23 protein-coding genes are annotated in these 18,368 nt (G+C 69.3%); 13 read left to right on the forward strand and 10 right to left on the reverse strand.

The window, feature by feature from the left end; genetic code table 11:
• Positions 1-92: 92 nt before the first annotated feature.
• The gene (locus ACFXGJ_RS07190) at positions 93-1,073 is read left to right on the forward strand and encodes an alpha/beta hydrolase (protein ID WP_378617660.1); all 981 of its coding nucleotides are present in this window, start codon (positions 93-95) and stop codon (positions 1,071-1,073) included.
• A 107-nt stretch (positions 1,074-1,180) separates the two neighbouring features.
• Here ACFXGJ_RS07190 and ACFXGJ_RS07195 read toward each other — a convergent pair whose 3' ends face one another.
• The 3 genes from ACFXGJ_RS07195 to ACFXGJ_RS07205 form a co-directional block, all read right to left on the reverse strand.
• On the reverse strand, positions 1,181-2,245 hold the full coding sequence (locus tag ACFXGJ_RS07195; protein WP_378617661.1) for an alcohol dehydrogenase catalytic domain-containing protein: 1,065 nt from the start codon (positions 2,243-2,245) through the stop codon (positions 1,181-1,183).
• 2 nt (positions 2,246-2,247) lie between these two features.
• The gene (locus ACFXGJ_RS07200; protein ID WP_378617662.1) at positions 2,248-3,435 is read right to left on the reverse strand and encodes an LLM class flavin-dependent oxidoreductase; all 1,188 of its coding nucleotides are present in this window, start codon (positions 3,433-3,435) and stop codon (positions 2,248-2,250) included.
• A gap of 110 nt (positions 3,436-3,545) precedes the next feature.
• Positions 3,546-4,901 carry a hypothetical protein gene (locus tag ACFXGJ_RS07205; protein WP_378617663.1) on the reverse strand — a complete coding sequence of 452 codons (1,356 nt, stop codon included), beginning with the start codon at positions 4,899-4,901 and terminating at the stop codon, positions 3,546-3,548.
• Positions 4,902-5,198: 297 nt separating this feature from the next.
• Between ACFXGJ_RS07205 and ACFXGJ_RS07210 the strand changes: the two genes are divergently transcribed.
• Positions 5,199-6,278, forward strand: a complete 1,080-nt coding sequence (locus tag ACFXGJ_RS07210) for a metallophosphoesterase (RefSeq protein ID WP_378617664.1) — start codon at positions 5,199-5,201, stop codon at positions 6,276-6,278.
• Between the two features lie 47 nt (positions 6,279-6,325).
• On the opposite strand, the gene ACFXGJ_RS07215 is transcribed toward ACFXGJ_RS07210, so the two are convergent.
• Positions 6,326-7,222 carry a LysR family transcriptional regulator gene (locus ACFXGJ_RS07215; protein ID WP_378617665.1) on the reverse strand — a complete coding sequence of 299 codons (897 nt, stop codon included), beginning with the start codon at positions 7,220-7,222 and terminating at the stop codon, positions 6,326-6,328.
• A gap of 79 nt (positions 7,223-7,301) precedes the next feature.
• On the opposite strand from ACFXGJ_RS07215, the gene ACFXGJ_RS07220 reads away from it, so the two are divergent.
• From ACFXGJ_RS07220 to ACFXGJ_RS07240, 5 genes are all read left to right on the forward strand, one after another.
• The gene (locus ACFXGJ_RS07220; protein WP_378617666.1) at positions 7,302-8,519 is read left to right on the forward strand and encodes an MFS transporter; all 1,218 of its coding nucleotides are present in this window, start codon (positions 7,302-7,304) and stop codon (positions 8,517-8,519) included.
• Positions 8,520-8,580: 61 nt separating this feature from the next.
• Positions 8,581-9,219 (forward strand): NAD(P)-dependent oxidoreductase, encoded by a 639-nt coding sequence (locus tag ACFXGJ_RS07225; protein WP_378617667.1) that lies wholly within the window; start codon positions 8,581-8,583, stop codon positions 9,217-9,219.
• A 30-nt stretch (positions 9,220-9,249) separates the two neighbouring features.
• On the forward strand, positions 9,250-9,711 hold the full coding sequence (locus ACFXGJ_RS07230; RefSeq protein WP_378617668.1) for a hypothetical protein: 462 nt from the start codon (positions 9,250-9,252) through the stop codon (positions 9,709-9,711).
• A gap of 57 nt (positions 9,712-9,768) precedes the next feature.
• Positions 9,769-10,170, forward strand: a complete 402-nt coding sequence (locus tag ACFXGJ_RS07235) for an SgcJ/EcaC family oxidoreductase (protein WP_378617669.1) — start codon at positions 9,769-9,771, stop codon at positions 10,168-10,170.
• Between the two features lie 38 nt (positions 10,171-10,208).
• On the forward strand, positions 10,209-10,577 hold the full coding sequence (locus ACFXGJ_RS07240) for an antibiotic biosynthesis monooxygenase (RefSeq protein ID WP_378617670.1): 369 nt from the start codon (positions 10,209-10,211) through the stop codon (positions 10,575-10,577).
• Positions 10,578-10,593: 16 nt separating this feature from the next.
• Here ACFXGJ_RS07240 and ACFXGJ_RS07245 read toward each other — a convergent pair whose 3' ends face one another.
• Both ACFXGJ_RS07245 and ACFXGJ_RS07250 read right to left on the reverse strand, forming a co-directional pair.
• Positions 10,594-11,601, reverse strand: coding sequence for an NAD(P)-dependent alcohol dehydrogenase (locus ACFXGJ_RS07245; protein ID WP_378617671.1), 1,008 nt, complete (start codon positions 11,599-11,601; stop codon positions 10,594-10,596).
• On the reverse strand, positions 11,594-12,007 hold the full coding sequence (locus ACFXGJ_RS07250) for a nuclear transport factor 2 family protein (protein ID WP_378617672.1): 414 nt from the start codon (positions 12,005-12,007) through the stop codon (positions 11,594-11,596). Before ACFXGJ_RS07250 ends, ACFXGJ_RS07245 begins: the two co-directional genes overlap by 8 nt.
• A gap of 90 nt (positions 12,008-12,097) precedes the next feature.
• Between ACFXGJ_RS07250 and ACFXGJ_RS07255 the strand changes: the two genes are divergently transcribed.
• From ACFXGJ_RS07255 to ACFXGJ_RS07280, 6 genes are all read left to right on the forward strand, one after another.
• Positions 12,098-12,691: a TetR/AcrR family transcriptional regulator gene (locus tag ACFXGJ_RS07255; protein ID WP_378617673.1), complete on the forward strand. Its 594-nt coding sequence runs from the start codon at positions 12,098-12,100 to the stop codon at positions 12,689-12,691.
• Positions 12,692-12,763: 72 nt separating this feature from the next.
• Positions 12,764-13,219 (forward strand): group II truncated hemoglobin, encoded by a 456-nt coding sequence (locus tag ACFXGJ_RS07260; protein ID WP_378617674.1) that lies wholly within the window; start codon positions 12,764-12,766, stop codon positions 13,217-13,219.
• A gap of 138 nt (positions 13,220-13,357) precedes the next feature.
• Complete coding sequence (locus ACFXGJ_RS07265) at positions 13,358-14,089, forward strand: FadR/GntR family transcriptional regulator (protein ID WP_378617675.1); 732 nt, start codon at positions 13,358-13,360, stop codon at positions 14,087-14,089.
• Entirely contained in the window at positions 14,086-14,772 is a 687-nt protein-coding gene (locus tag ACFXGJ_RS07270; RefSeq protein WP_378617676.1) for a sterol desaturase family protein, read from the forward strand. The genes ACFXGJ_RS07265 and ACFXGJ_RS07270 overlap by 4 nt, the downstream gene beginning before the upstream one ends.
• A 126-nt stretch (positions 14,773-14,898) precedes the next feature.
• Positions 14,899-15,312: a Rieske 2Fe-2S domain-containing protein gene (locus tag ACFXGJ_RS07275; RefSeq protein WP_378617677.1), complete on the forward strand. Its 414-nt coding sequence runs from the start codon at positions 14,899-14,901 to the stop codon at positions 15,310-15,312.
• Between the two features lie 220 nt (positions 15,313-15,532).
• Complete coding sequence (locus ACFXGJ_RS07280) at positions 15,533-15,748, forward strand: hypothetical protein (RefSeq protein ID WP_378617678.1); 216 nt, start codon at positions 15,533-15,535, stop codon at positions 15,746-15,748.
• A gap of 23 nt (positions 15,749-15,771) precedes the next feature.
• Here ACFXGJ_RS07280 and ACFXGJ_RS07285 read toward each other — a convergent pair whose 3' ends face one another.
• From ACFXGJ_RS07285 to ACFXGJ_RS07300, 4 genes are read right to left on the reverse strand one after another with little or no spacing between them, the layout of a single operon-like run.
• Positions 15,772-16,074, reverse strand: a complete 303-nt coding sequence (locus tag ACFXGJ_RS07285) for an esterase-like activity of phytase family protein (RefSeq protein ID WP_378617679.1) — start codon at positions 16,072-16,074, stop codon at positions 15,772-15,774.
• Entirely contained in the window at positions 16,055-16,660 is a 606-nt protein-coding gene (locus ACFXGJ_RS07290; RefSeq protein WP_378617690.1) for a TetR family transcriptional regulator, read from the reverse strand. The genes ACFXGJ_RS07285 and ACFXGJ_RS07290 overlap by 20 nt, the downstream gene beginning before the upstream one ends.
• Entirely contained in the window at positions 16,660-17,535 is an 876-nt protein-coding gene (locus tag ACFXGJ_RS07295) for an ABC transporter ATP-binding protein (RefSeq protein WP_378617680.1), read from the reverse strand. Before ACFXGJ_RS07295 ends, ACFXGJ_RS07290 begins: the two co-directional genes overlap by 1 nt.
• Entirely contained in the window at positions 17,528-18,343 is an 816-nt protein-coding gene (locus tag ACFXGJ_RS07300; protein ID WP_378617691.1) for an ABC transporter ATP-binding protein, read from the reverse strand. Before ACFXGJ_RS07300 ends, ACFXGJ_RS07295 begins: the two co-directional genes overlap by 8 nt.
• Positions 18,344-18,368 lie beyond the last annotated feature (25 nt).

The following is an 18,368-nucleotide window of genomic DNA, read 5'->3' on the forward strand; positions in this document are numbered from 1 at the left end:
ATCCGCGGTATTCCAGCCGACCCGGGAAGGGACCGATAGGATCAATCACCTGATCCAATCAGTCGATAGAATTCTCCCTTTCGGAAGGATCGATGACCGTGTTGCCAGAACCCCGTTACGTCGACACCGACGGCGCCCGCCTCGCCGTCTTCGAGGCGAAGCCCGAGCGGCGCGAGCGCGACGTGTGCGTCGTGCTGTGCCACGGATTCCCCGAACTCGCCGCTTCGTGGCGCCACCAGCTGCAGCCGATCGCCGACGCGGGCTTTCACGTGATGGCCCCCGACATGCGCGGCTACGGACTATCCGACGGGCCGGCCGACCCGACCAGGTACAGCATCGCCGAGACGACCGCCGACGTCGCCGCCGTGATCGCCGACGCCGGCTACGAGAAGGGCGTGGTCGTGGGCCACGACTTCGGCGGGATGGTGTCGTGGAACATGCCGTACCTGCAGCCCGATTCGGTCGCGGGCGTCATCACCCTGAACACGCCGTTCGGGTACTCGGCGGAGAACCCACTCGACAAGTACGAGCAGGCGTACGGTCCCGAGAACTACGTCGCCTACTTCCAGACCCAGGAGTGCGAGGAGCTGCTGGACAAGGATCCCGCGCGCACCTTCCGCTTCTTCATGCGTCGCGACACCGGCTCCGGCACGAACCTGTCTCGGACCGGCCGACACGATCCGGAGTCGATGGCGTACATCCACTGGCTCAGGGACGACGAGTCGACGTGGCCGGGCGAGGTCGTGATGGACTCCGAGGAGCTTCAGTACTACGCAGCTGCCTACGCACGCCGCGGATTTGGCGGTGGCCTGAGCTGGTATCGCAGCATCCTGCGCAACTGGGAGGTACACACCGAACGGTTCGCGGACGGGGTGGTGCCACGGGCCTTCGTGCCGGCGTTGCTGATCGCCGCGAGCGGGGACCCGATCTGTGCCCCGCAGCTCACCGACAACCTGCTGCAGTACTTCGACGACTTCGAACGGCGGATCATCGACACCGGGCACTGGACTCAGCTCGAGGACCCGCACGGCACCACCGAGATCATGGTCGACTGGCTGACCCGGCACTTCTGATCGCACCGGACCGACGGGACAGGTTGTCCCACAACGTCCGACCCGAGGCGTGTGCCCCGGCAGCGACCCCGCTGCCTGGGCACACGCCCCGGTTGGACGGGGGCGCGTTACGCGTCCCGGGTTCCCTTCGGCAGCACCATGATCTTCACGTGCTCGTCCGGGTTGCGCAGAGCGGCGATCGCGTCACCGACCCCCTCCAACCCGACCCGGCCGGTGATGATCGCGTCGGCGTCGATCTCGCCGTCCGCGAGGCGCTGCAGGACGATCTCGTAGCCGCGCTCGGTCGGACCGTGGCCGAAGTTGATCGCGATCCGGCGCAGCTGGCCGATCGCCGGGATGATGGACTCGTCGCCGAACGGCGCGGCGAGAACCTGGATCCGGGACCCCGACGGCAGCGAACGCAGCAGCATGTCGATGGTGCCGGCGCGGCCGCTGCACTCGTACGCGATCAGGATTCCCTCGCCGCCCCCACCCTGCTCGACCCGCTCCTCCCACACCGCGATCGGGTCCTGCTCGGCCGGGTCGACGACGATGTCGGCGCCCATCAGCCTGGCCAGCTCGCGCCGCTTCGGCGAGGGCTCGGAGGCGACGACCGTGTGTGCACCCCGCGCCTTCGCAGCCACGATCGCACCGAGACCGATGGTGCCGCAACCGATCACCAGAGCCGAGTCTGCAGAGGTGAGCCCCGAGCGCTGCATGTGCAGCTCACCCACGTGCAGCGGCTCGGCGAGCGCGGCGTGCTCGAGCGAGAGCCCGTCCGGGACGTGGCGGACCCAGACGCTGTCGACGACGACGTACTCGCCGTAGCCTCCGTGATACTCGTTCGAGTACCCGATGATCTTCGGGATGCCGGTCGCGGTGTCGGTGACGATGCCGAGTCCCGAGACCCGATCACCGACGGCGAAATCGTCTACACCGGAGCCGATTTCGGCGACGAGTCCGGCGTACTCGTGCCCGAGCACCACCGGGCGCTCGGTGTCGAACTGGGCCAACGGGTACCGGGCCGCGTCCATCACCTCGACGAACCGGCACGGGTCCTTCGACATCGACAGGTCGCTGCCACAGATGCCGCAGGCGACGACCTCGATGCGCAGTTGCCCCTCGCCCAACGCCGGGAGCTCGGGTACGTCGGTGAGGATGAACTCACCCTCGTGGTACTGCACCGCGCGCATGCTTACACCCCCGCCTGGGTGGGCTGGCCGTAGTAGTCGGTGTGCGCCTTGGTGATCGCGCCCACCAGGCCGCCGATGAGGTAGTCGCGGTTGTCCTCGGCGAACTGCAGGCTCGCCTCGCGGCCACGGTTGCGGTTCTTGAAGTGCGGGATCACCTCGGACGCGAACAGCTCGTAGCTGCGCTTGGTGTCCTCCCAGTTCGCCATGTCGACGTGCAGGATCAGCATGGTGCCGAACCCGCCGGTCTTCTCGATCAGTCGCTCGATCTGCGCGATCGCCTGATCGGGGGTGCCGATGATGGCCTGCCCGAACTCGCCGAGGGTGTCGTTGCGCCAGTGATCGATCACGCCCTGCGGCGTCTGCCCCCAGTCCGGGTAGCGGCCGTTCTGCCGGTTGGCGTAGTACGACATGGACTGGATCCGTCGGCTCACGGCCTTCTCGGCCTCGGCCTGGCTCTCGGCGAGGAACATCGGGTTGACCAGGCGCCAGCGCGAGCGGTCGGCGACGTGTCCGTGCTCGGCGCAGACCGTCTCGTAGACGCCCCAGTTGCGGTCGAGGACCTCGAATCCGCTGGGGGAGCTGGCGGCCAGCGACAGCAGCGAGAGGCCGTGGGTGCCGGCGAGCACCGAGCCGTTCGGCGACATCGTCGACGCGGTCGCGATCTCGATGCCGGCCGGGTTGTACGTCGGCAGCTGGGCGCGGGCGTCGCGCAGGGTGAACCAGTCCGTCTCCATGTTCACCACCTCGCCGCGCAGCAGCGCCAGGATCGCCTCGAGCGCCTCACCCTGCATGCGACGCTGGTCCGAGGGGTCGATGCCCATCATGTGCGCGTCCAGCGGGATCTTGCCGGGGCCGGTGCCGAAGATCAGCCGGCCGCGGGTCTGCAGGTCCAGCTGGGTGATGCGGTCCGCGGTGACCAGCGGGTGGTGGTAGGGCAGTGAGGCGACGCCGGTGCCGAACCGGATGCGTTCGGTGCGCTCGGCCGCCGCGGCGATGAACACGTCGGGGGCGGGCACGATCTCGGCGCCGGTCGAATGGTGCTCGCCCATCCACGCCTCGTCGAAGCCGAGGTGGTCGAGGTGCTGCATGAGATCGATGTCGCGGCGCAGTTGCAGCGCGGGATCGGCGTTCAGCGGGTGGAACGGAGCGAGGAACGCTCCGAACTTCAACGAGTCGGCGGTCCACGTCATTGTCATCTCCTCGGATCGGTTCCGGCCCGGGTCAGCCGGCGGCAAACCTCCGCTCGTGTCTATCACATAGTTCAATCACTTGATTGAACTATGTGTACGGAAAAACGCCGTCACCCCTGCGCCGCAGCCCCGTCGGTGAGGCACACCGAACTCAGGACGTGCCGGTAGGTCAGCAGCCCATACGTGTTGGGCGCGTTGATCAGCGGGAAGGGCGACGGGATCCAGTCGAAGGGGTTGACCGCGGCGCCGGCCCCGCCCGACCCCGCAATCCACGCCGCGGACAGCGCGTCGGTGGCTGCGGTGTATCCGATCTCCATGACCTGCGTCGTCAGCGCGTACGCGAAGTACGAGGCCGTGAGTGCGTCACCGACCCGCACCGCGCCGAGCGGCTGAACCTCGGCGAAGTCCCTGCCCGCGAAGCCGTCGTGGACGAGGCCGACCAGAGCCTCCGTCGCCGCACCACCGACGGTGGGCACCAGACCGAGCCCGGTCGACAGGAGCGTCTCGATGGTGGAGAAGTCGTCCGGATGGGCGGGGATCAGCCCCACCGGGACCATCGCGTGCTCGAGGATCCACGCCAGCCGCGCCTGCTGGTCCTCGACCTGCCGCACGCTGTCGGGACCGGGATTCGTCGCGCGCAGGTAGTCCCCGGTCCGCGCCAGCACCTGCGCGAGGGTCAGATCGGCGACGGGCGGGCAGCCCGCGCCTGCGACCGAGAGGCCAGCGGCGATCTCCCGCACGAACGCGGGCGCCTCGAATCCGAGGTCCACCTCCGGGTCCGGCCGGCCGGCCGCCGCGATCGCGTCTCGATCCGCCCACACCAGGCAACTGCGCTCGAGCTGGCCCTGCGCGGCGTCGTAGATGAGGGCGAATCCCTTCGCCCCCAGCTTGATCGGGAGGCTGATGAGCATCCCCGCGCTGACCGGACCGAGGGTGACCATCGAGGGGATCATCCCGGCGATGATGTTCGCCGGCACCAGGGCGGTCGTGTAGATCAGGAAGTACGCGGTCTCGACTGCCTGCCCGAGGGTGAGGTTCTCGGCACGAATGACCGCCGACTCCTGGCCGTTCTTGACGTTCGTCAACTGGGTGACGAGGTAGCGGGTGATCGGGTCGCCGTACTTGTTGATGCCCGCGTTCGGATCCGCGGACTGCGTCGCCGCGGGGTTGGAGACCGTCAGGGTGCTGATACCCGTGGAGCTGAGGCGCCGGTGCCCCTCGGCACGGATCTCGTCGTAGCTGTCGAGGAAGGGTTGCGGCAGAATCGGTTTCGAGGCCTGCAGCACTGCATCGAAGACGGCGCCCAGCGTTGCGTGATTCGACCCCACGCAGGTCGTGCCCCCGGCTCGAACGGAATCGATCGGCGCGGGTTCGGCGCGGGCGGTGGCCGTCCCGCCGACCAGCGCCACGGCCAAGGCCGCGGCGACCGCGCTCGAGCGAATTCCGATTCTCAGTGTCCAGCCCATGCCGTGGCCCCAACTCGTCTTCGTGGTGATCGCGTCACGAGCGCGACGCCCGCGGGTGCCGACTCGAGGTCCGTCGCGGGCGAGGCCCGAACACCGAATCCGATCGCAGCGGAATCTGGACGGTCGTTCAACCCGAGGGGCCAGGTCACGGCGGGTGTTCACGCAGGATTCACCGCATCCCACCCGGCCGAAATCTGCGTGAACAGGTGGCGACATTCCGCGCGCCCAGTTGAACGATTGTCCATATTCGGGTTTGCTCCTTGTCGTTGCCCGCCCACCCGAACGAACGAGGACACGATGACGGAGTTCGACGGAATCGATCGACGCCGATTCCTGGCCGGCGCAGCGGCCGCTGGTGCCGCGGTTCCGCTCGCCGCATTGACGCCCGCGCTGGCCGGCGCAGCGGCGGCCCCCGCCACCACGGACAAGTTCGCCTTCCCCACCGGATCCACCCTGCGTGTGCTCGTCACCGGCGACGCGGGAACAGGCACTCCGGCTCAGTGGGCGGTGGCCGACGCCATCCGCGACCTTCATCGCCGCGAACCCCTCTCCATGGCGCTCGGCCTCGGCGACAACATCTACGAACTCGGCCCCAACGGCGACCAGGACGTCCAGTTCACCACCAAGTTCGAGGATCCGAACCGCGGACTCGACTTTCCGTGGGTGATGGCCCTGGGCAACCACGACACCAGCTCGATCTTTCCCGGCGACGGCGGCTGGCTGCTGCGCGGCAACGACGAGGTCGACTACCACCGCCGATCGAAGCGGTGGTGGATGCCCAGCCGGTACTACTCGGTGCGCGTGCCGGAGAAGAACCCGATCGTCGAGTTCTTCGTCCTCGACCTCAATCCGCTCGCCGCGTACCTGCCGCCGCTGCTCGCGCCGTACTGGGCACCCGACGGACAGTTCATGAACGAGCAACGCGCCTGGCTCGACGCGGCGATCTCCTCGTCGACGGCGAAGTGGAAGGTCGCGTGTACCCATCACCCGTACCTGAACAACGGTTCCCACGGCGATGCCGGCGCATACGACGGGATCCCGCTCGAGCCCATGAACGGCGTACACGCGAAGCGGTTCTTCGAGGACCACGTCGTCGGGAGGTGCCAGTTCATCCTCTCCGGACACGACCATTCGCTGCAGATCCTCGAACCGACCGTGGCGTCCAAGGGAACCCGGCAGATCGTCTCCGGCGCCGCGGCGAAGGACAGCCACGGCAAGGCAGGTCCCGAGGTCAACCGCCGGAGCCTGTTCCAGAACTTCACCGACGTCGGGTTCATGGTGATGGACCTCGCGTCGGACTCCGTCACCGCCCGGGTGTACACGGTGGACGTCGCCACCTCGAAGGCGACTGTGGCGTTCGAACGTCGACTCGTCTGACGCCGGAGAGGACCCACCGAGGACCCGCGGGTCTCCCTGCGGCCCGGTCACGTTCGAGGCGAGGGCGATCCGTCCGACCCGACCCCCAGGCCCGCGAGGAACGCCGCTGCGGCGGGCGCCGGTCGCAGTCGGCTCCACACCAGGTGCTCGACCCGGGTCGGCGGGTCGAGCAGTTCGACGACGCGTAGGTCGGGAAACTCCGCCACGACGGCGGCTGGCAGCAGGCCGATGCACAGACCCTGCCGGATCAGTCGCGCAAAGAAGTCCACGGCCATCACCTCGAACGCGACCCTGCGCCGCACGCCTGCCGCCATGAAGGCCTCGTCGGACTGAGCGCGGCCACCGGATCCGGCCGGGAAGTCGACGAAGGTCTCGTCGGAGAGCCTGCGCAGGTCCACCGCACGCTCCTCGGCCAGTGGGTGCCCGACCGGCACCAACGCGACCAGTTCGCCACGCCCCAACTCGATCCCGCGGACCCCCGTTGGCTCCACGCCTGGCCGCAACCCGAGGAAGGCGACGTCCAGTGCGCCCTGTCGGACCTGGTCGACCAGGTCACCGCTCGCACCCATGCGCAGGCTGATCTGCACCTGTGGATGGCGTGCGCGGAATTCCTTCAGGGACCCGGCGAGGTCGATCGCGCCGACGGTCGGGATGGCGCCGATCGCCAGCGTTCCCCCGATCTCCCCCGCGGCGGCGGTGACCTCCGCGCGAGCCCGCTCGGCCGCCTCCACGCTCTGCCGGGCGGCAGGGAGAAACGCCTCGCCGGCGGGTGTGAGCTGAACTCTCCGGCTGGTCCGATCGAAGAGCTTCGCGCCGAGTTCGCGTTCCAGGCGGGCGATCTGGTGACTCAGCGCGGACTGGACCACCAGGCACCGTTCGGCGGCGCGGGTGAAGTTCATCGTCTCCGCGACGGCGATGACGTAACGCATCTGCTGCAGCTCCATCCATCTATCTTGAATCACGATTGTTGGAGTGACAAACATGTGTTGGACTCATTGATCCTGATTGGCCAAGCTTTCAGGCATGACAAACGTGATGACCCGAACCGCGGAGCGCGCCCCGGCCGCCGACGCCGGGCTCAGCCGAGGGCTGCTGCTTCTCATGTCGGTCGCGACCGGACTCGTGGTGGCGGGCAACTACTTTGCGCAGCCGCTGCTGGACGTGATCCGCCGGGACCTCGACCTCAGCACGTCGACCGCGGCGATGGTCGTCACCGCCGCCCAAGCCGGCTACGCCGTGGGTCTGATCCTGCTGCTCCCGCTGGGGGATCTGCTCGAGCGCAGGCGCCTCACGGTGGCGCTGTTCGGGGCCACCGCCGCGTTCCTGCTGATGTCGGCGGCCGCGCCCAACGGCACCGTGCTGCTGGTGGGTACCGCTCTCGCGGCGCTGACCTCCGTGTCCGCGCAGGTGCTGGTGACCTTCGCGGTCGCCCTCGCCTCGCCCGAGCACCGCGGCCGGGTGGTCGGAACCGTGATGAGCGGGCTCCTCCTGGGAGGGCTACTGGCGCGGACGGTCTCGGGTGCGTTGTCAGAGTTCGGTGGCTGGCGAACGGCCTACTGGGTGAACGCGGTCCTGCTTGCCGCGGTCGCAGTGCTGCTGTGGCGGGTCCTGCCGCGGCTGCACACCCCCGCCGGAATGTCCTACCCCGCCTTGCTGCGGTCGACCGTCGTCCTGTTGCGAACCGAACCCGTGCTGCGTTGGCGCTCGGCCATCGCCGCGCTGTCGTTCGCCTCGTTCAACGTGTTCTGGACGTCGGTCACCTTCCTGCTCGTCGGCCCCCACTACCAGTGGTCGGAGGCGGTCATCGGGCTCTTCGGCCTCGTCGGTGTCGCCGGGACGATCGCCACCCCGGTGGCCGGCCGGCTCGCCGACCGCGGCTATGTGCACTGGGTAGCGGGAATCGGCACCGCACTGCTGGCGGTGTCCTGGTTGGCGATCGGCGCGGGCGGGACGTCACTGGGGTGGCTGCTCGCGGGTGCGATCGCGCTGACCGTCGCGCAGCAGTCCGTACTCAACAGCAACCAGAACGTCATCTACGCCCTCGCGCCGGAGATCCGCAATCGACTGAACTCCGCCTTCATGACGGCCTTCTTCGTCGGCGGGGTCGCCGGCTCTGCACTGACCGCCATGGCCTGGGTGCACGGCGGCTGGGCCGGAGTGAGCGCCGCCGGCGGAGCGCTGGCCCTCGCCACCTTCCTGGTGTGGCTCGCCGAACGCGTGAGCAGCGCTCGCACCGCCTGACCCGCGCGACCCGATCGCGCGATACCACCGTACGAACCAATCCGACAGGAGCGAAACAACCATGCGCATCACAGTTTTCGGAGCAGCGGGACAGGTGGGCAGCCGTGCGGTGGCCGAGGCCCTGCACCGCGGTCACGAGGTGACTGCCGTGCTGCGGAGCCCGTCCCGGACCCACGAGGTGCCGGCCGGGGCCGAGGTCCGCATCGGCGACGCGGGAAACATCGACGACGTCGTCGACCTGAGTGTCGGCCAGGACCTCGTCATCAGCGCGACCCGGCCGGTGCCGGGCAGGGAAGACGATCTGGTCGCGACCACGCAGGTGCTGCTCGCGGGTCTGGCCCGCACCCGGGTGCGACTGCTCGTCGTCGGCGGCGCCGCGACCCTGACCGTGCCCGGCACGGCTGGTGTGACGGTGATGGACGAGCCCGACTTCCCCGCCGAACTTCGGGGCATCGCCCGGGCCTGCGCCGATCAGCTCGCGGTATGCCGCGCCGACACGGCCGCGGAATGGACCTACCTGAGCCCGCCCGCCCTGCTCGAGCCCGGCACGCGCACCGGCCGGTTCCGGCTCGGCGCGGACGATCTGCTGGTCGACGCCGACGGTGCCTCCGTCATCTCCGTCGAGGACCTCGCGGTCGCGCTGCTCGACGAGGCGGAGCGGCCGATGCATCACCGCGCCCGGTTCACCGCCGCCTACTGATCCCCACGAACGCACCGAGAGGACCGCGACATGACGATGACCGACTACCCCGACGACGTGATCGCCGCCCAGCCGATGGGCTACTGGACCGACCTGGCCGCCCGCACGATCATCGGTGCCCTGCGCGGACAGCTCGCGGTCGAACAGCTCACCCAGCCGCATTGGTGGACCCTCAACCACGTGAGCGGCTCCCCCGACACCTGGACCCGTACGACGCTGGCCGAACGTCTCACCGAATTCGCCGATGCGGGAACCGATTTCGACGCCGTATTCGACGACCTTGTCGGCCGGGGATGGCTCCGCGTCGACCAGGACGCCGGCACCATGACCCTGACCGACGACGGTGAGGCCGGGAGGCAGCGCGCCCACGATCGGAACGCTCAGGCACACCGGCAGATGCGCGAGGAGGTGCCGACCGCCGACTATGTCGCGACCGTCAACGTCCTGCGGCGCATGGTCGCCAACCTGGACGGTCGCACCGACCTGCCCTGACCCTGACTACCGACTACCGACTACCGACTACCGACTACCGACACGAGGAGTACCGACATGAGCACCGATTCACCCGCACTCACCGCCATCCGCCGCGTCGTCGCCGACGCCGTGGAGTTCCAGAACGACGTGGAGCGATTCATCCCGCTGCACACCGCCGAGGTGAACATCGTCAACTTCGGCGGACGCCGGGTCTCGGGCCGGGGCGCGCTGGCCGGGGCCATGCAGCAGGCCCTGGCGACTCCCCTGTCCGAGGTGACCACCACGGTCGACATCGAGGACATCCGATTCCTCCGCAACGACGTGGCGATCGTGGCCTGCGTCAAGCACGTCTTCGACGGAAGGGATTCCGCCGCACCAGCTCTGCCCGCCACCTCCGGGCAACTCACCTACGTGATGGTCGAGGACGGCGACCGCTGGCTGATCGACTCCGCGCAGACCACGCCGATCACGGCCTGACCTCGCCGCAGCCACCACCCTCGACAAGGAGAACCGCCATGGGTACCGACACCGGCTTCTACTCGATCATCGACTACACCGTCGACGGAACCCGAACCCAGACAGAACTCGTCGATGCCTTCGCCGAGCTCCAGATCCGTTGGGTGAGCTTCTATCCCGGTTTCGTCTCCGCCCGATTCCACGTGAGCACCGACGGAACCCGGGTGTACAACATCGTGCACTGGGCGAGTGAGACGGACTACCGCAACTTCGTCGCGACCTCCGACACCGAGGGCAGGATGTCGGCGATCCGGGCAGCCCTGGAGGGGATTACCGGCAAGGCCGAGCCCCGCATGAGCGGGATCCCCACCTACACGGTGGTGCGGGAGGTCGGGCCCGGTACCCGGGAGCCCGGCGAGGCATCCTGATCCCCGGAGCCGCCGCTCACAGAGTGACCACGACCTTTCCCAGCGCCGCGCCCGAGGCGTAGTGGCGATAGGCGTCGGGGGCGTCGTCGAAGGCGAACACGCGGTCGATGACCGGGCGGATCCGGTACGCCTCGACGACGCGGTTCATCGCGAGAAACTGCGCGCGACTGCCGACCGCGACGGCGCGCACCGTAGCACCGGAGGCGAACAACACCCGGGCGTCGAGGGGCGGCGGTGCATCCCCGGAAACGAAGCCAACGCAGGCGACGTGGCCGGCGATCGCCACCGCCCTCAGCGACTGCTCCAGGAAACCGGTGACGTCGACGATGCGGTCGGCGCCTCGCCCGCCGGTCAGGTCCCGGACCTCGCTGGCCCAGTCGGGCGTGGCCCGGTAGTCGACGACCGCGTCGGCCCCGAACCCGACCAGGCGGGCGGCCTTGGCCGGGCCGCTGGTGGTGGCGATCACCCGGGCCCCGAGCGCCTTCGCGAACTGGAGCGCGAACAGCGACACCCCGCCCGATCCCTGCACGACCACGGTCTGCCCGGGCCGCAGGCCGATCCCGTCTCCGGTCAGGGCGTTCCACGCGGTGACCGCGACGCAGGGCAGCGTCGCCGCCTCCTCGAAGGACAGGTGATCGGGGACGGGCACGAACTCGTCCTCGCCGAGCACCACGAACTCGGTGAGCATGCCGTCCAGCGAGCCGCCCCGCTGGGGCAGGTGCTCGACGCCGAACGGCCCGTCCTGCCAGCTGGGGAACAGGGTGGCCGCCACGCGGTCGCCGACCCGCGCCGCGCGGACCCCCGGGCCGACCGCGACGATCTCGCCCGCCCCGTCCGAGACCGGCACCACGTCCGGCTTCACGGGCAGCACGTAGTCGCCGCGGAGCACCAGCAGCTCGCGGTAGCTGAGCGAGACGGCACGCACCGCGACCAGGACCTGTCCCGGGCCGGGAACCGGGACCTCGTGCGAGCGGATCGTCAGGCCGTCGATCCCGGCCCCCTCGTCGACGTGGTAGCTACGCATCGGCGTTCTCCCGCCGGCTTCCCGCATCGGCGGCCAGCGGAACCTCGCCGGCGGTCTTGCTGTAGCCGAGGGCCTCGACGATCAGTCCGTCCCGGACCCGCATGAGGTTCACCCCTTCCACCCAGTCGGCGGGGCCGTCGCCGAAGCGGTACCGCCAGCGGATCGTCACCCGGTCCCCGGCGACCACCACCTCCTGGGGCCGGAACTGCGTGGCGCGGTCCGCGACGAGCGCGCCCCACCAGGCCAGGCAGGCCGCGCGGCCCTCGACGCGCTCTCCGGCCGGGGCGGGCTGGACCGACTCCATCACGCAGTCCTCGCCGATCAGATCGGTGAGGAGCCCGGGGTCGGAGTCGATGAAGGCTCGGTTGAAGAGGTCGACGACATCGGTGGTGGTGCGGAGCGACATGATCACAATCCCATCAGTAGATAGAACGTTCGGTCTAGGGGAATATATAGAACGGTTGATCTACTCGTCAACGCCTGGAAGGCTGGCCCCATGAGCACCCGCACCACCTCCGGGCCACGAGAGCGGCTGCTGGACGCCGCCCAGGAGCTGACCTACAGCCAGGGCATGGGCGTCGGCGTCGACGCCCTCCTCAAGACGGCGAGCGTGGCGCGGCGGTCGCTGTACGAGCACTTCGGCGGGAAGGACGGGCTGATCGCGGCGGTGCTCGAGCGCAGCACCGCCGAGGACGAGGCCGACTACCGGCGCACGATGCAGGAAGCTGGCGACGACCCGCGCGCGCGCCTGACGGCCGTCCTCGACAGGCTCGCCGAGGTCATCGCCCAACCGGGCTTCCGAGGTTGCCGCTACCTTGCCGCCGACCTCGCGCTCGCCGACCCGAACCATCCCGCGCACGCCGTGACCCGCGACTACCGTCGCCGCGTGCACTCACTCCTCGAGGACGAGTTCGTCCAGCTCGGGCACCCGCGGCCCGCGCAGGCGGCCGATCAGTTTCTCCTGCTCATCGACGGCACACTGGCAGCAGGAGTCACCCGGCCCGACACCGATCCCGCGGCCGCCGCGCGCGAACTCGCCGGGCAGATCCTCGACGCCGGAGGCCATCCCGACCGCGAGCACCACGAGTAGTCCGACGCGCACTCCGCCGGCGGACTACGGTTGTAATCATGTAATCGAGTAATTCGTATGGGGAGGAGCGTCATGACAACAAGCGGTAACTCCACCGAATCGCTGTTCGAACACGTCGGGGGCCGAGCAGGACTGCACCGACTCGTCGCGACCTGGTATCCGCGGGTCCTCGCCGATCCGCTCCTGCAACCCCTGTTCGGCGCGGGCAGCCCCAGCCACATCGACCACCTCACGGACTTCCTCGGCGAGGTGTTCGGCGGGCCGACCGTCTACACCGACCAGCTGGGAGGGTTTCCGGCCCTGCTCGAGGCTCACCGAGGGAAGCGGATCAGCGAGGACCAGCGCCAACGATTCGTCGACCTGTTCCTCGCCGCGGCCGACGACGCCGGGCTGCCCACCGACGCCCGGTTTCGCACGGCACTGCTCGACTACCTTCGATTCGGCACCGAGGTGGCGGTGCAGAACTCCCATGCCACCGACGACGTCGAACTGCACCCCTGCCAGGAGGTACCCCGCTGGAACTGGTGAGGACGCGGCGGCCGACGCGGCCGGCGATCCACTCGTTCGACGGGAGTTGGCGTGACGGGCACAGCCGCTCCCGAAGGGCCCGCAGTAACTGGTCTTACCACTTGACCTCTTACCTTCCCCGGGCCTACGGTCGACATCATGATGTTCGAGCCGATCGCGCGTAAGTCCGCTTCCGGCGAGGTCTTCGACCAGATCAGCGCCAGAGTGCTGGGTGGGGAGCTGGCGTCCGGGGCGGACCTGCCCAGCGAGCGGCGTCTGGCGGAGGCGTTCGGCGTTTCGAGACCTGCTGTGCGGGAAGCGATTCAGAAGCTCGCGCAGGCGGGGCTCGTCGAGGTTCGCCAGGGCGACGCGACGTCCGTGCGGGACTTCCGGCGCCAGGCGGGGCCGGAACTGCTCTCCCAACTCCTCGTGCGCGACGGACGACCCGACTGGACCGTCGCCCGGAGCGTCCTCGAGGCCCGCCGGCTCATCGGCGCCCAGGTCGCACGCCTCGCCGCCGCCCGGGCCACCGCGGAGACCACGCCCGTGCTGCTCAGCGCGGTCGACTCCCTCGCGGACGCCGCGGACCCGGTCGACATGCAGGTCGCGGCGCTCGCGTTCTGGGAACACGTGGTCGACACCGCGGACTCGATCGCGTTCCGGCTCGTCTTCAACAGCCTGCGCAATGCCTACGAACCGACGATGAAGGCGGTCGCCGCGGTGATGGTCGCCGAGGTCGGCAGCACCGACCGGTACCGCGAACTCGCGGACGCGATCACCTCCCACGACGAGGACGCCGCCGAAGGTGCCGCCGCCGCGCTCCTGGACCTCGGTTCGGCGGCCTTGAGCGCCGTCATCGACCAACTGCAGCGTCAGGAGGACCCCGCATGACCACCAGATCCGGCGCGCAGCATCCCCGCCGCAAGACGATCGACCTGCGCGACGCGGCGGCCGAGTTCGTGCGCCACCCCTCGCCGTGGATGATCGGCGGTGCACTCGTGGCGTCGACCCTCGCGAGGACCGTCGTCGGCGACTGGCAGCCGACCGACCTCGTGGTGCCACTGGTGGCGCTCGCCGTGTTCCCATTCGTCGAGTGGGTGATTCACGTCTGTGTCCTGCACTGGCGGCCCCGGCGAGTACTCGGCGTCACCGCCGACTCGCTGCTCGCACGCAAACACCGTGAGCACCATGCCGATCCGCGCGACGTGCCGCTGATCTTCATTCCGTGGCAGACGCTGACGTGGCTGCTTCCCGTCCTGATCCTCGCCGGCCTGCTCGCCTTCCCACGGCTGGGCCTGGGGCTGACATTCCTCATGACGGTGAGCGCCTTCGGCCTCGTCTACGAGTGGACGCACTACCTCATCCACACCGACTACCGACCACGATCCCGCTTCTACCGCGCGGTGTGGCGAAACCACCGGCATCACCACTTCAAGAACGAGCACTACTGGTTCACCGTCACCACCTCGGGCACCGCCGATCGGATGCTGGGCACCGACCCGGACCCCGACTCGGTCGCGACCTCGCCCACGGCCAGGAACCTGCACGCGGCAGGCCCGGCACAGCGGTCGTGACGCGCGGCCACCGGAGCGACCGCGTGTTCCGCTGAGCGGATCTCACGATGGACGCGTGTCCTCCGCACTGGCACAGTGACGTGGCCCGACAACCCCAGGTTGCCCACCAGAAACGAGAGGACCGCCGTGACCGTGGGTCCCCGCGACGACATCGACGAGATCCGGACCTCCGGCCAGGGGCACTCGTCCCCCGGATGGCACTACCTCGGTCCGGCCGAGAACTTCCGCGACGGCAAGCCGCACGCGATCGAGGCGTTCGGCACCAAGCTCGTGGCGTTCGCGGTGCGCAACGGCGAAGTCAAGATCCTCGACGCCTACTGTCCGCACATGCGCGGCGACCTCAGCTACGGTGCCGTGGTCGGTGACACCATCGACTGCCCGATCCACCGCTGGCGCTGGGACGGAAACGGCAGAAGCGCCGGCGGATCTCCCCGCCCGACACCCACCCGCGCATGGACCACTCACGAGCAGGACGCGGCGCTGTACGTGTGGCACGACCCGGAGGGCAATCCGCCCCCTGCCGACGTCGGCCCGATCTGAACCGGCGCACCCAGAATCCACCCTTCTGCCGCGGCCGTTCCGGGTGTGGAATGAAGTGATGAACACCAAGACACTCCCTCCGTCCGAACGCCGTCGGATCGCGCGGACCGCTGTCGATGCCCTGGGCCGCCAACGCAGCGATCACGCTCTGGTGCGGGTCACCTGTCCGGCAAGTCATCATGTGGCGACCGTCTACCGAACCGCCGAGGGTCCCGCGGTCGTGTCCGGAGGACCCCACACCCACGGCTCGCGCGATTTCGTCGACACCGCGCACCACGGCGACAGCCTCGGCTCCGAGTTCGTCGACCTGCTCGAAGCCTCCGAGTTCGAGGACGACGCCATGCCCGTCCGATGTGCGTGCGGCGCGCGGACCCTGTCGCGTCGGGACCTACAGCACGCGGTCCGATCGCACACCCACACCCTCTCCCTCCCGTAGGTGCCGACGGGGCAACCAGACTCCTACCCTCCGGCCACCGCCAGCAGATGGAAGCTGGTCCGGCCGGCGAGACCGAAGTTGTTGTCCGACACCAGCACCAGAGACCGATCGCCGTTGGGCAGCCTCGGGCCCCAGGTCATTCCCTCGACACACTGCGGATCCATCCCGAGCGAGCCGAAGTCGAACACCAGTCTCTTGGTCATCTTCCGCTCGGCGCCAGTGATCGCTTCCGGGCCGGCGACGTTGTCGGCCCCCCTGGTCGAGGTTTCGAACCGGGCCCAGGTTCTCCCACAGACCGGGAGGCCGTCAGGAATACCCCAGCCCACCGGTGAGGTAGCGCTGCAGATTCGGCCCGATCAGCTCGACGATCCGCTCGTGCGGCGCCGACGCGATCGGTTCGAGGACGAGCAGATACCGCATCGACGCGAGGCCCATCAGCTGGGCGGCAACCAGGTTCGCGCGCCACCTGGCCAGGTCGGGGTCCTGCTCGACGGACTCGACGATCGGACGCAGGGCCCGCTCGAGCAGGAACTCGCGGAGCAGCTTGGCACTCCATTCGTGCGCGATCGAACTGCGCAGCAACGCGATAACGGCCGATCCCCTCGGTGAGTCCCACAGCGCCAGGACGGTGCGCAGCAGCCGCTCGGCCAGGTGCTCGCGGGGACCGTCGATGATCCTGTCCACGTATCGCCTCGGGTCGACCGGGGCGTCCATCGTGGCGAGGAACAACTTCTCCTTGGTGCCGAAGTAGTGGTGCACCAACGCCGGGTCCACGCCGGCCGACTCGGCGACGGCGCGAATCGTCGCGGCGTCGTATCCCGACTGGGCGAATGCACGCCGTGCTGCACCGAGGATTTCGTCCCGGGTGCCCTGCTTGCCCGGCCGTCGCCCGCTGCGTCGTCCCGCCACCATCACGACGAGATCTTCGCGCCTCGGTCGATGAGCACCATCGTCTCCTCGAGGGTGGCGGGCACCTCCGTCACCGTCGCCGCAACACCCGCCGAGTCGAGTGCGGCCCGCACCTGCCCGCCGCCGACTCCCGCCACCCGCACCTGCCGTCCGGCGAGCGTCACCGGCAGACCCGCCGAGACCAGCGCGTCGAAGGCGCGTGCCCACTGCGGTGCTCGTACCGCCACCGCGCTCTGCCCGCCGATGATGTCCTCGAGGCTCCCGTACGCGACGAGTCGACCGTGGGCCATGATGACCAATCTGGTGCACTGCTGCGCCTCCTGCAGGTAGTGCGTGGTGACCAGTACCCCGCATCCGGAGTCGGCCTGGTCGTGGATGGTGTCCCACAGGCGGGTTCGGGCCAGCGGGTCCACTCCCGACGTCGGCTCGTCCAGCACCAGCACCTCCGGCCGGTGCAGCAGTGCGCAGTAGAATGCGAGTCGTCGTTGCAGGCCCAACCCGATCGCCCGGACCTGCCGTGTGGCAACGGCTTCCAGCGCAGCGGGCAGAGTCGCGGCGGTCGTCCCGAACGCCTCGGCCACGAACTCCACGTTCTGCCGGACCGAGAGCTCCTGGTACAGCCCCAGCCCCTGCGGCATGTATCCCAGCCGACGGCGAGTACCCCGCGACGGCGGCTCGCCGAACACCTCGACGGTCCCCCGGTCCACCGGTTCCAGTCCGAGGATCATCCGGATCAGGGTCGTCTTGCCTGCCCCGTTGGCGCCGATCAGGCCGACGATCTCGCCCGGATGCACCTGCAGCGACATGTCCCGGACCGCGGTGAACGACCCGAAGTTCCGCCAGACCCCGCGCGCGTCGATTGCTGCCCGCTCAGCCATGCCGAACCTCCCCGCTCCGTTCCCGCCGCTCGTCGCGGGCCAGCATGAGTGCGATCACCGCGTCCTCCAGGTCGGGCGCTTCGCCGTTCTCTCGCTGCCCGTCCGGATCCCACACCCGAAAAGTGTTGCCCCGCCGCCAGGTCCGACTCGATCGCGAATCCCGGGGACGAATCGGCATCGCCGCGATCGTGCCCGGCACCGACTCGATCACCTCGTCGGGCGTCCCCAGCCCGAGGACGCCGCCGTCCTCGAGGACCAGCACGCGGTGGGCCCGTTCGGCCTCGTCGAGGTAGGTCGTCGACAGCAGCACCGCGGTGCCCGTCGCCGCCGCCTCGGCGACCATCCGCCACAACTCGACCCGGCTCACCGGGTCGACGCCGGTGCTCGGTTCGTCGAGCAGCAGGATCCGGGGCTCGTGCAGCATCGCCAGGCAGAAGCCGAGTTTCTGCCGCATGCCGCCGGACAACTGGCCGCCGAGCCTGCCACCGACATCCCCGAGCCCAGCGGGCCCGAGCAGTCGCTCCCTCCGGTCGGCGAGCAATGCCGAACTCATTCCGTAGGCACTGCCGACGAATTCGACGTTCTCGTCGACGGTCAGGTCCCGCCACACGCCCGAGGTGCTCGGCTGGAATCCCACGTCGGTCTTCGCCGGCATCGTGGCGGTTCCGTCGGCGATCGGTACCCGCCCGGCCAGTGCCCCGAGCAGGCTGGTCTTGCCGGCGCCGTCGCCACCGACGACCGCCGTGACCTCCCCACGGGGTATGTCGACGGTGACCGCGTCCAGCGCGCGACGCCCCCCGAGGTGCACGGTCAGCGCATCGGCGCCCCATGCG

The sequence above is a fragment of the Rhodococcus sp. NPDC059234 genome (assembly GCF_042754225.1).
Lineage (GTDB): Bacteria > Actinomycetota > Actinomycetes > Mycobacteriales > Mycobacteriaceae > Rhodococcus_G.

What these genes read in the sequence shown, in the direction of transcription:
- ACFXGJ_RS07190 (WP_378617660.1), top strand. Translation starts at nt 93, where the DNA reads ATGACCGTGTTGCCAGAACCCCGTTACGTCGACACCGACGGCGCCCGC.
- ACFXGJ_RS07195 (WP_378617661.1), bottom strand. Translation starts at nt 2,245, where the DNA reads ATGCGCGCGGTGCAGTACCACGAGGGTGAGTTCATCCTCACCGACGTA.
- ACFXGJ_RS07200 (WP_378617662.1), bottom strand. Translation starts at nt 3,435, where the DNA reads ATGACGTGGACCGCCGACTCGTTGAAGTTCGGAGCGTTCCTCGCTCCG.
- ACFXGJ_RS07205 (WP_378617663.1), bottom strand. Translation starts at nt 4,901, where the DNA reads ATGGGCTGGACACTGAGAATCGGAATTCGCTCGAGCGCGGTCGCCGCG.
- ACFXGJ_RS07210 (WP_378617664.1), top strand. Translation starts at nt 5,199, where the DNA reads ATGACGGAGTTCGACGGAATCGATCGACGCCGATTCCTGGCCGGCGCA.
- ACFXGJ_RS07215 (WP_378617665.1), bottom strand. Translation starts at nt 7,222, where the DNA reads ATGGAGCTGCAGCAGATGCGTTACGTCATCGCCGTCGCGGAGACGATG.
- ACFXGJ_RS07220 (WP_378617666.1), top strand. Translation starts at nt 7,302, where the DNA reads ATGACAAACGTGATGACCCGAACCGCGGAGCGCGCCCCGGCCGCCGAC.
- ACFXGJ_RS07225 (WP_378617667.1), top strand. Translation starts at nt 8,581, where the DNA reads ATGCGCATCACAGTTTTCGGAGCAGCGGGACAGGTGGGCAGCCGTGCG.
- ACFXGJ_RS07230 (WP_378617668.1), top strand. Translation starts at nt 9,250, where the DNA reads ATGACGATGACCGACTACCCCGACGACGTGATCGCCGCCCAGCCGATG.
- ACFXGJ_RS07235 (WP_378617669.1), top strand. Translation starts at nt 9,769, where the DNA reads ATGAGCACCGATTCACCCGCACTCACCGCCATCCGCCGCGTCGTCGCC.
- ACFXGJ_RS07240 (WP_378617670.1), top strand. Translation starts at nt 10,209, where the DNA reads ATGGGTACCGACACCGGCTTCTACTCGATCATCGACTACACCGTCGAC.
- ACFXGJ_RS07245 (WP_378617671.1), bottom strand. Translation starts at nt 11,601, where the DNA reads ATGCGTAGCTACCACGTCGACGAGGGGGCCGGGATCGACGGCCTGACG.
- ACFXGJ_RS07250 (WP_378617672.1), bottom strand. Translation starts at nt 12,007, where the DNA reads ATGTCGCTCCGCACCACCACCGATGTCGTCGACCTCTTCAACCGAGCC.
- ACFXGJ_RS07255 (WP_378617673.1), top strand. Translation starts at nt 12,098, where the DNA reads ATGAGCACCCGCACCACCTCCGGGCCACGAGAGCGGCTGCTGGACGCC.
- ACFXGJ_RS07260 (WP_378617674.1), top strand. Translation starts at nt 12,764, where the DNA reads ATGACAACAAGCGGTAACTCCACCGAATCGCTGTTCGAACACGTCGGG.
- ACFXGJ_RS07265 (WP_378617675.1), top strand. Translation starts at nt 13,358, where the DNA reads ATGATGTTCGAGCCGATCGCGCGTAAGTCCGCTTCCGGCGAGGTCTTC.
- ACFXGJ_RS07270 (WP_378617676.1), top strand. Translation starts at nt 14,086, where the DNA reads ATGACCACCAGATCCGGCGCGCAGCATCCCCGCCGCAAGACGATCGAC.
- ACFXGJ_RS07290 (WP_378617690.1), bottom strand. Translation starts at nt 16,660, where the DNA reads ATGGTGGCGGGACGACGCAGCGGGCGACGGCCGGGCAAGCAGGGCACC.
- ACFXGJ_RS07295 (WP_378617680.1), bottom strand. Translation starts at nt 17,535, where the DNA reads ATGGCTGAGCGGGCAGCAATCGACGCGCGCGGGGTCTGGCGGAACTTC.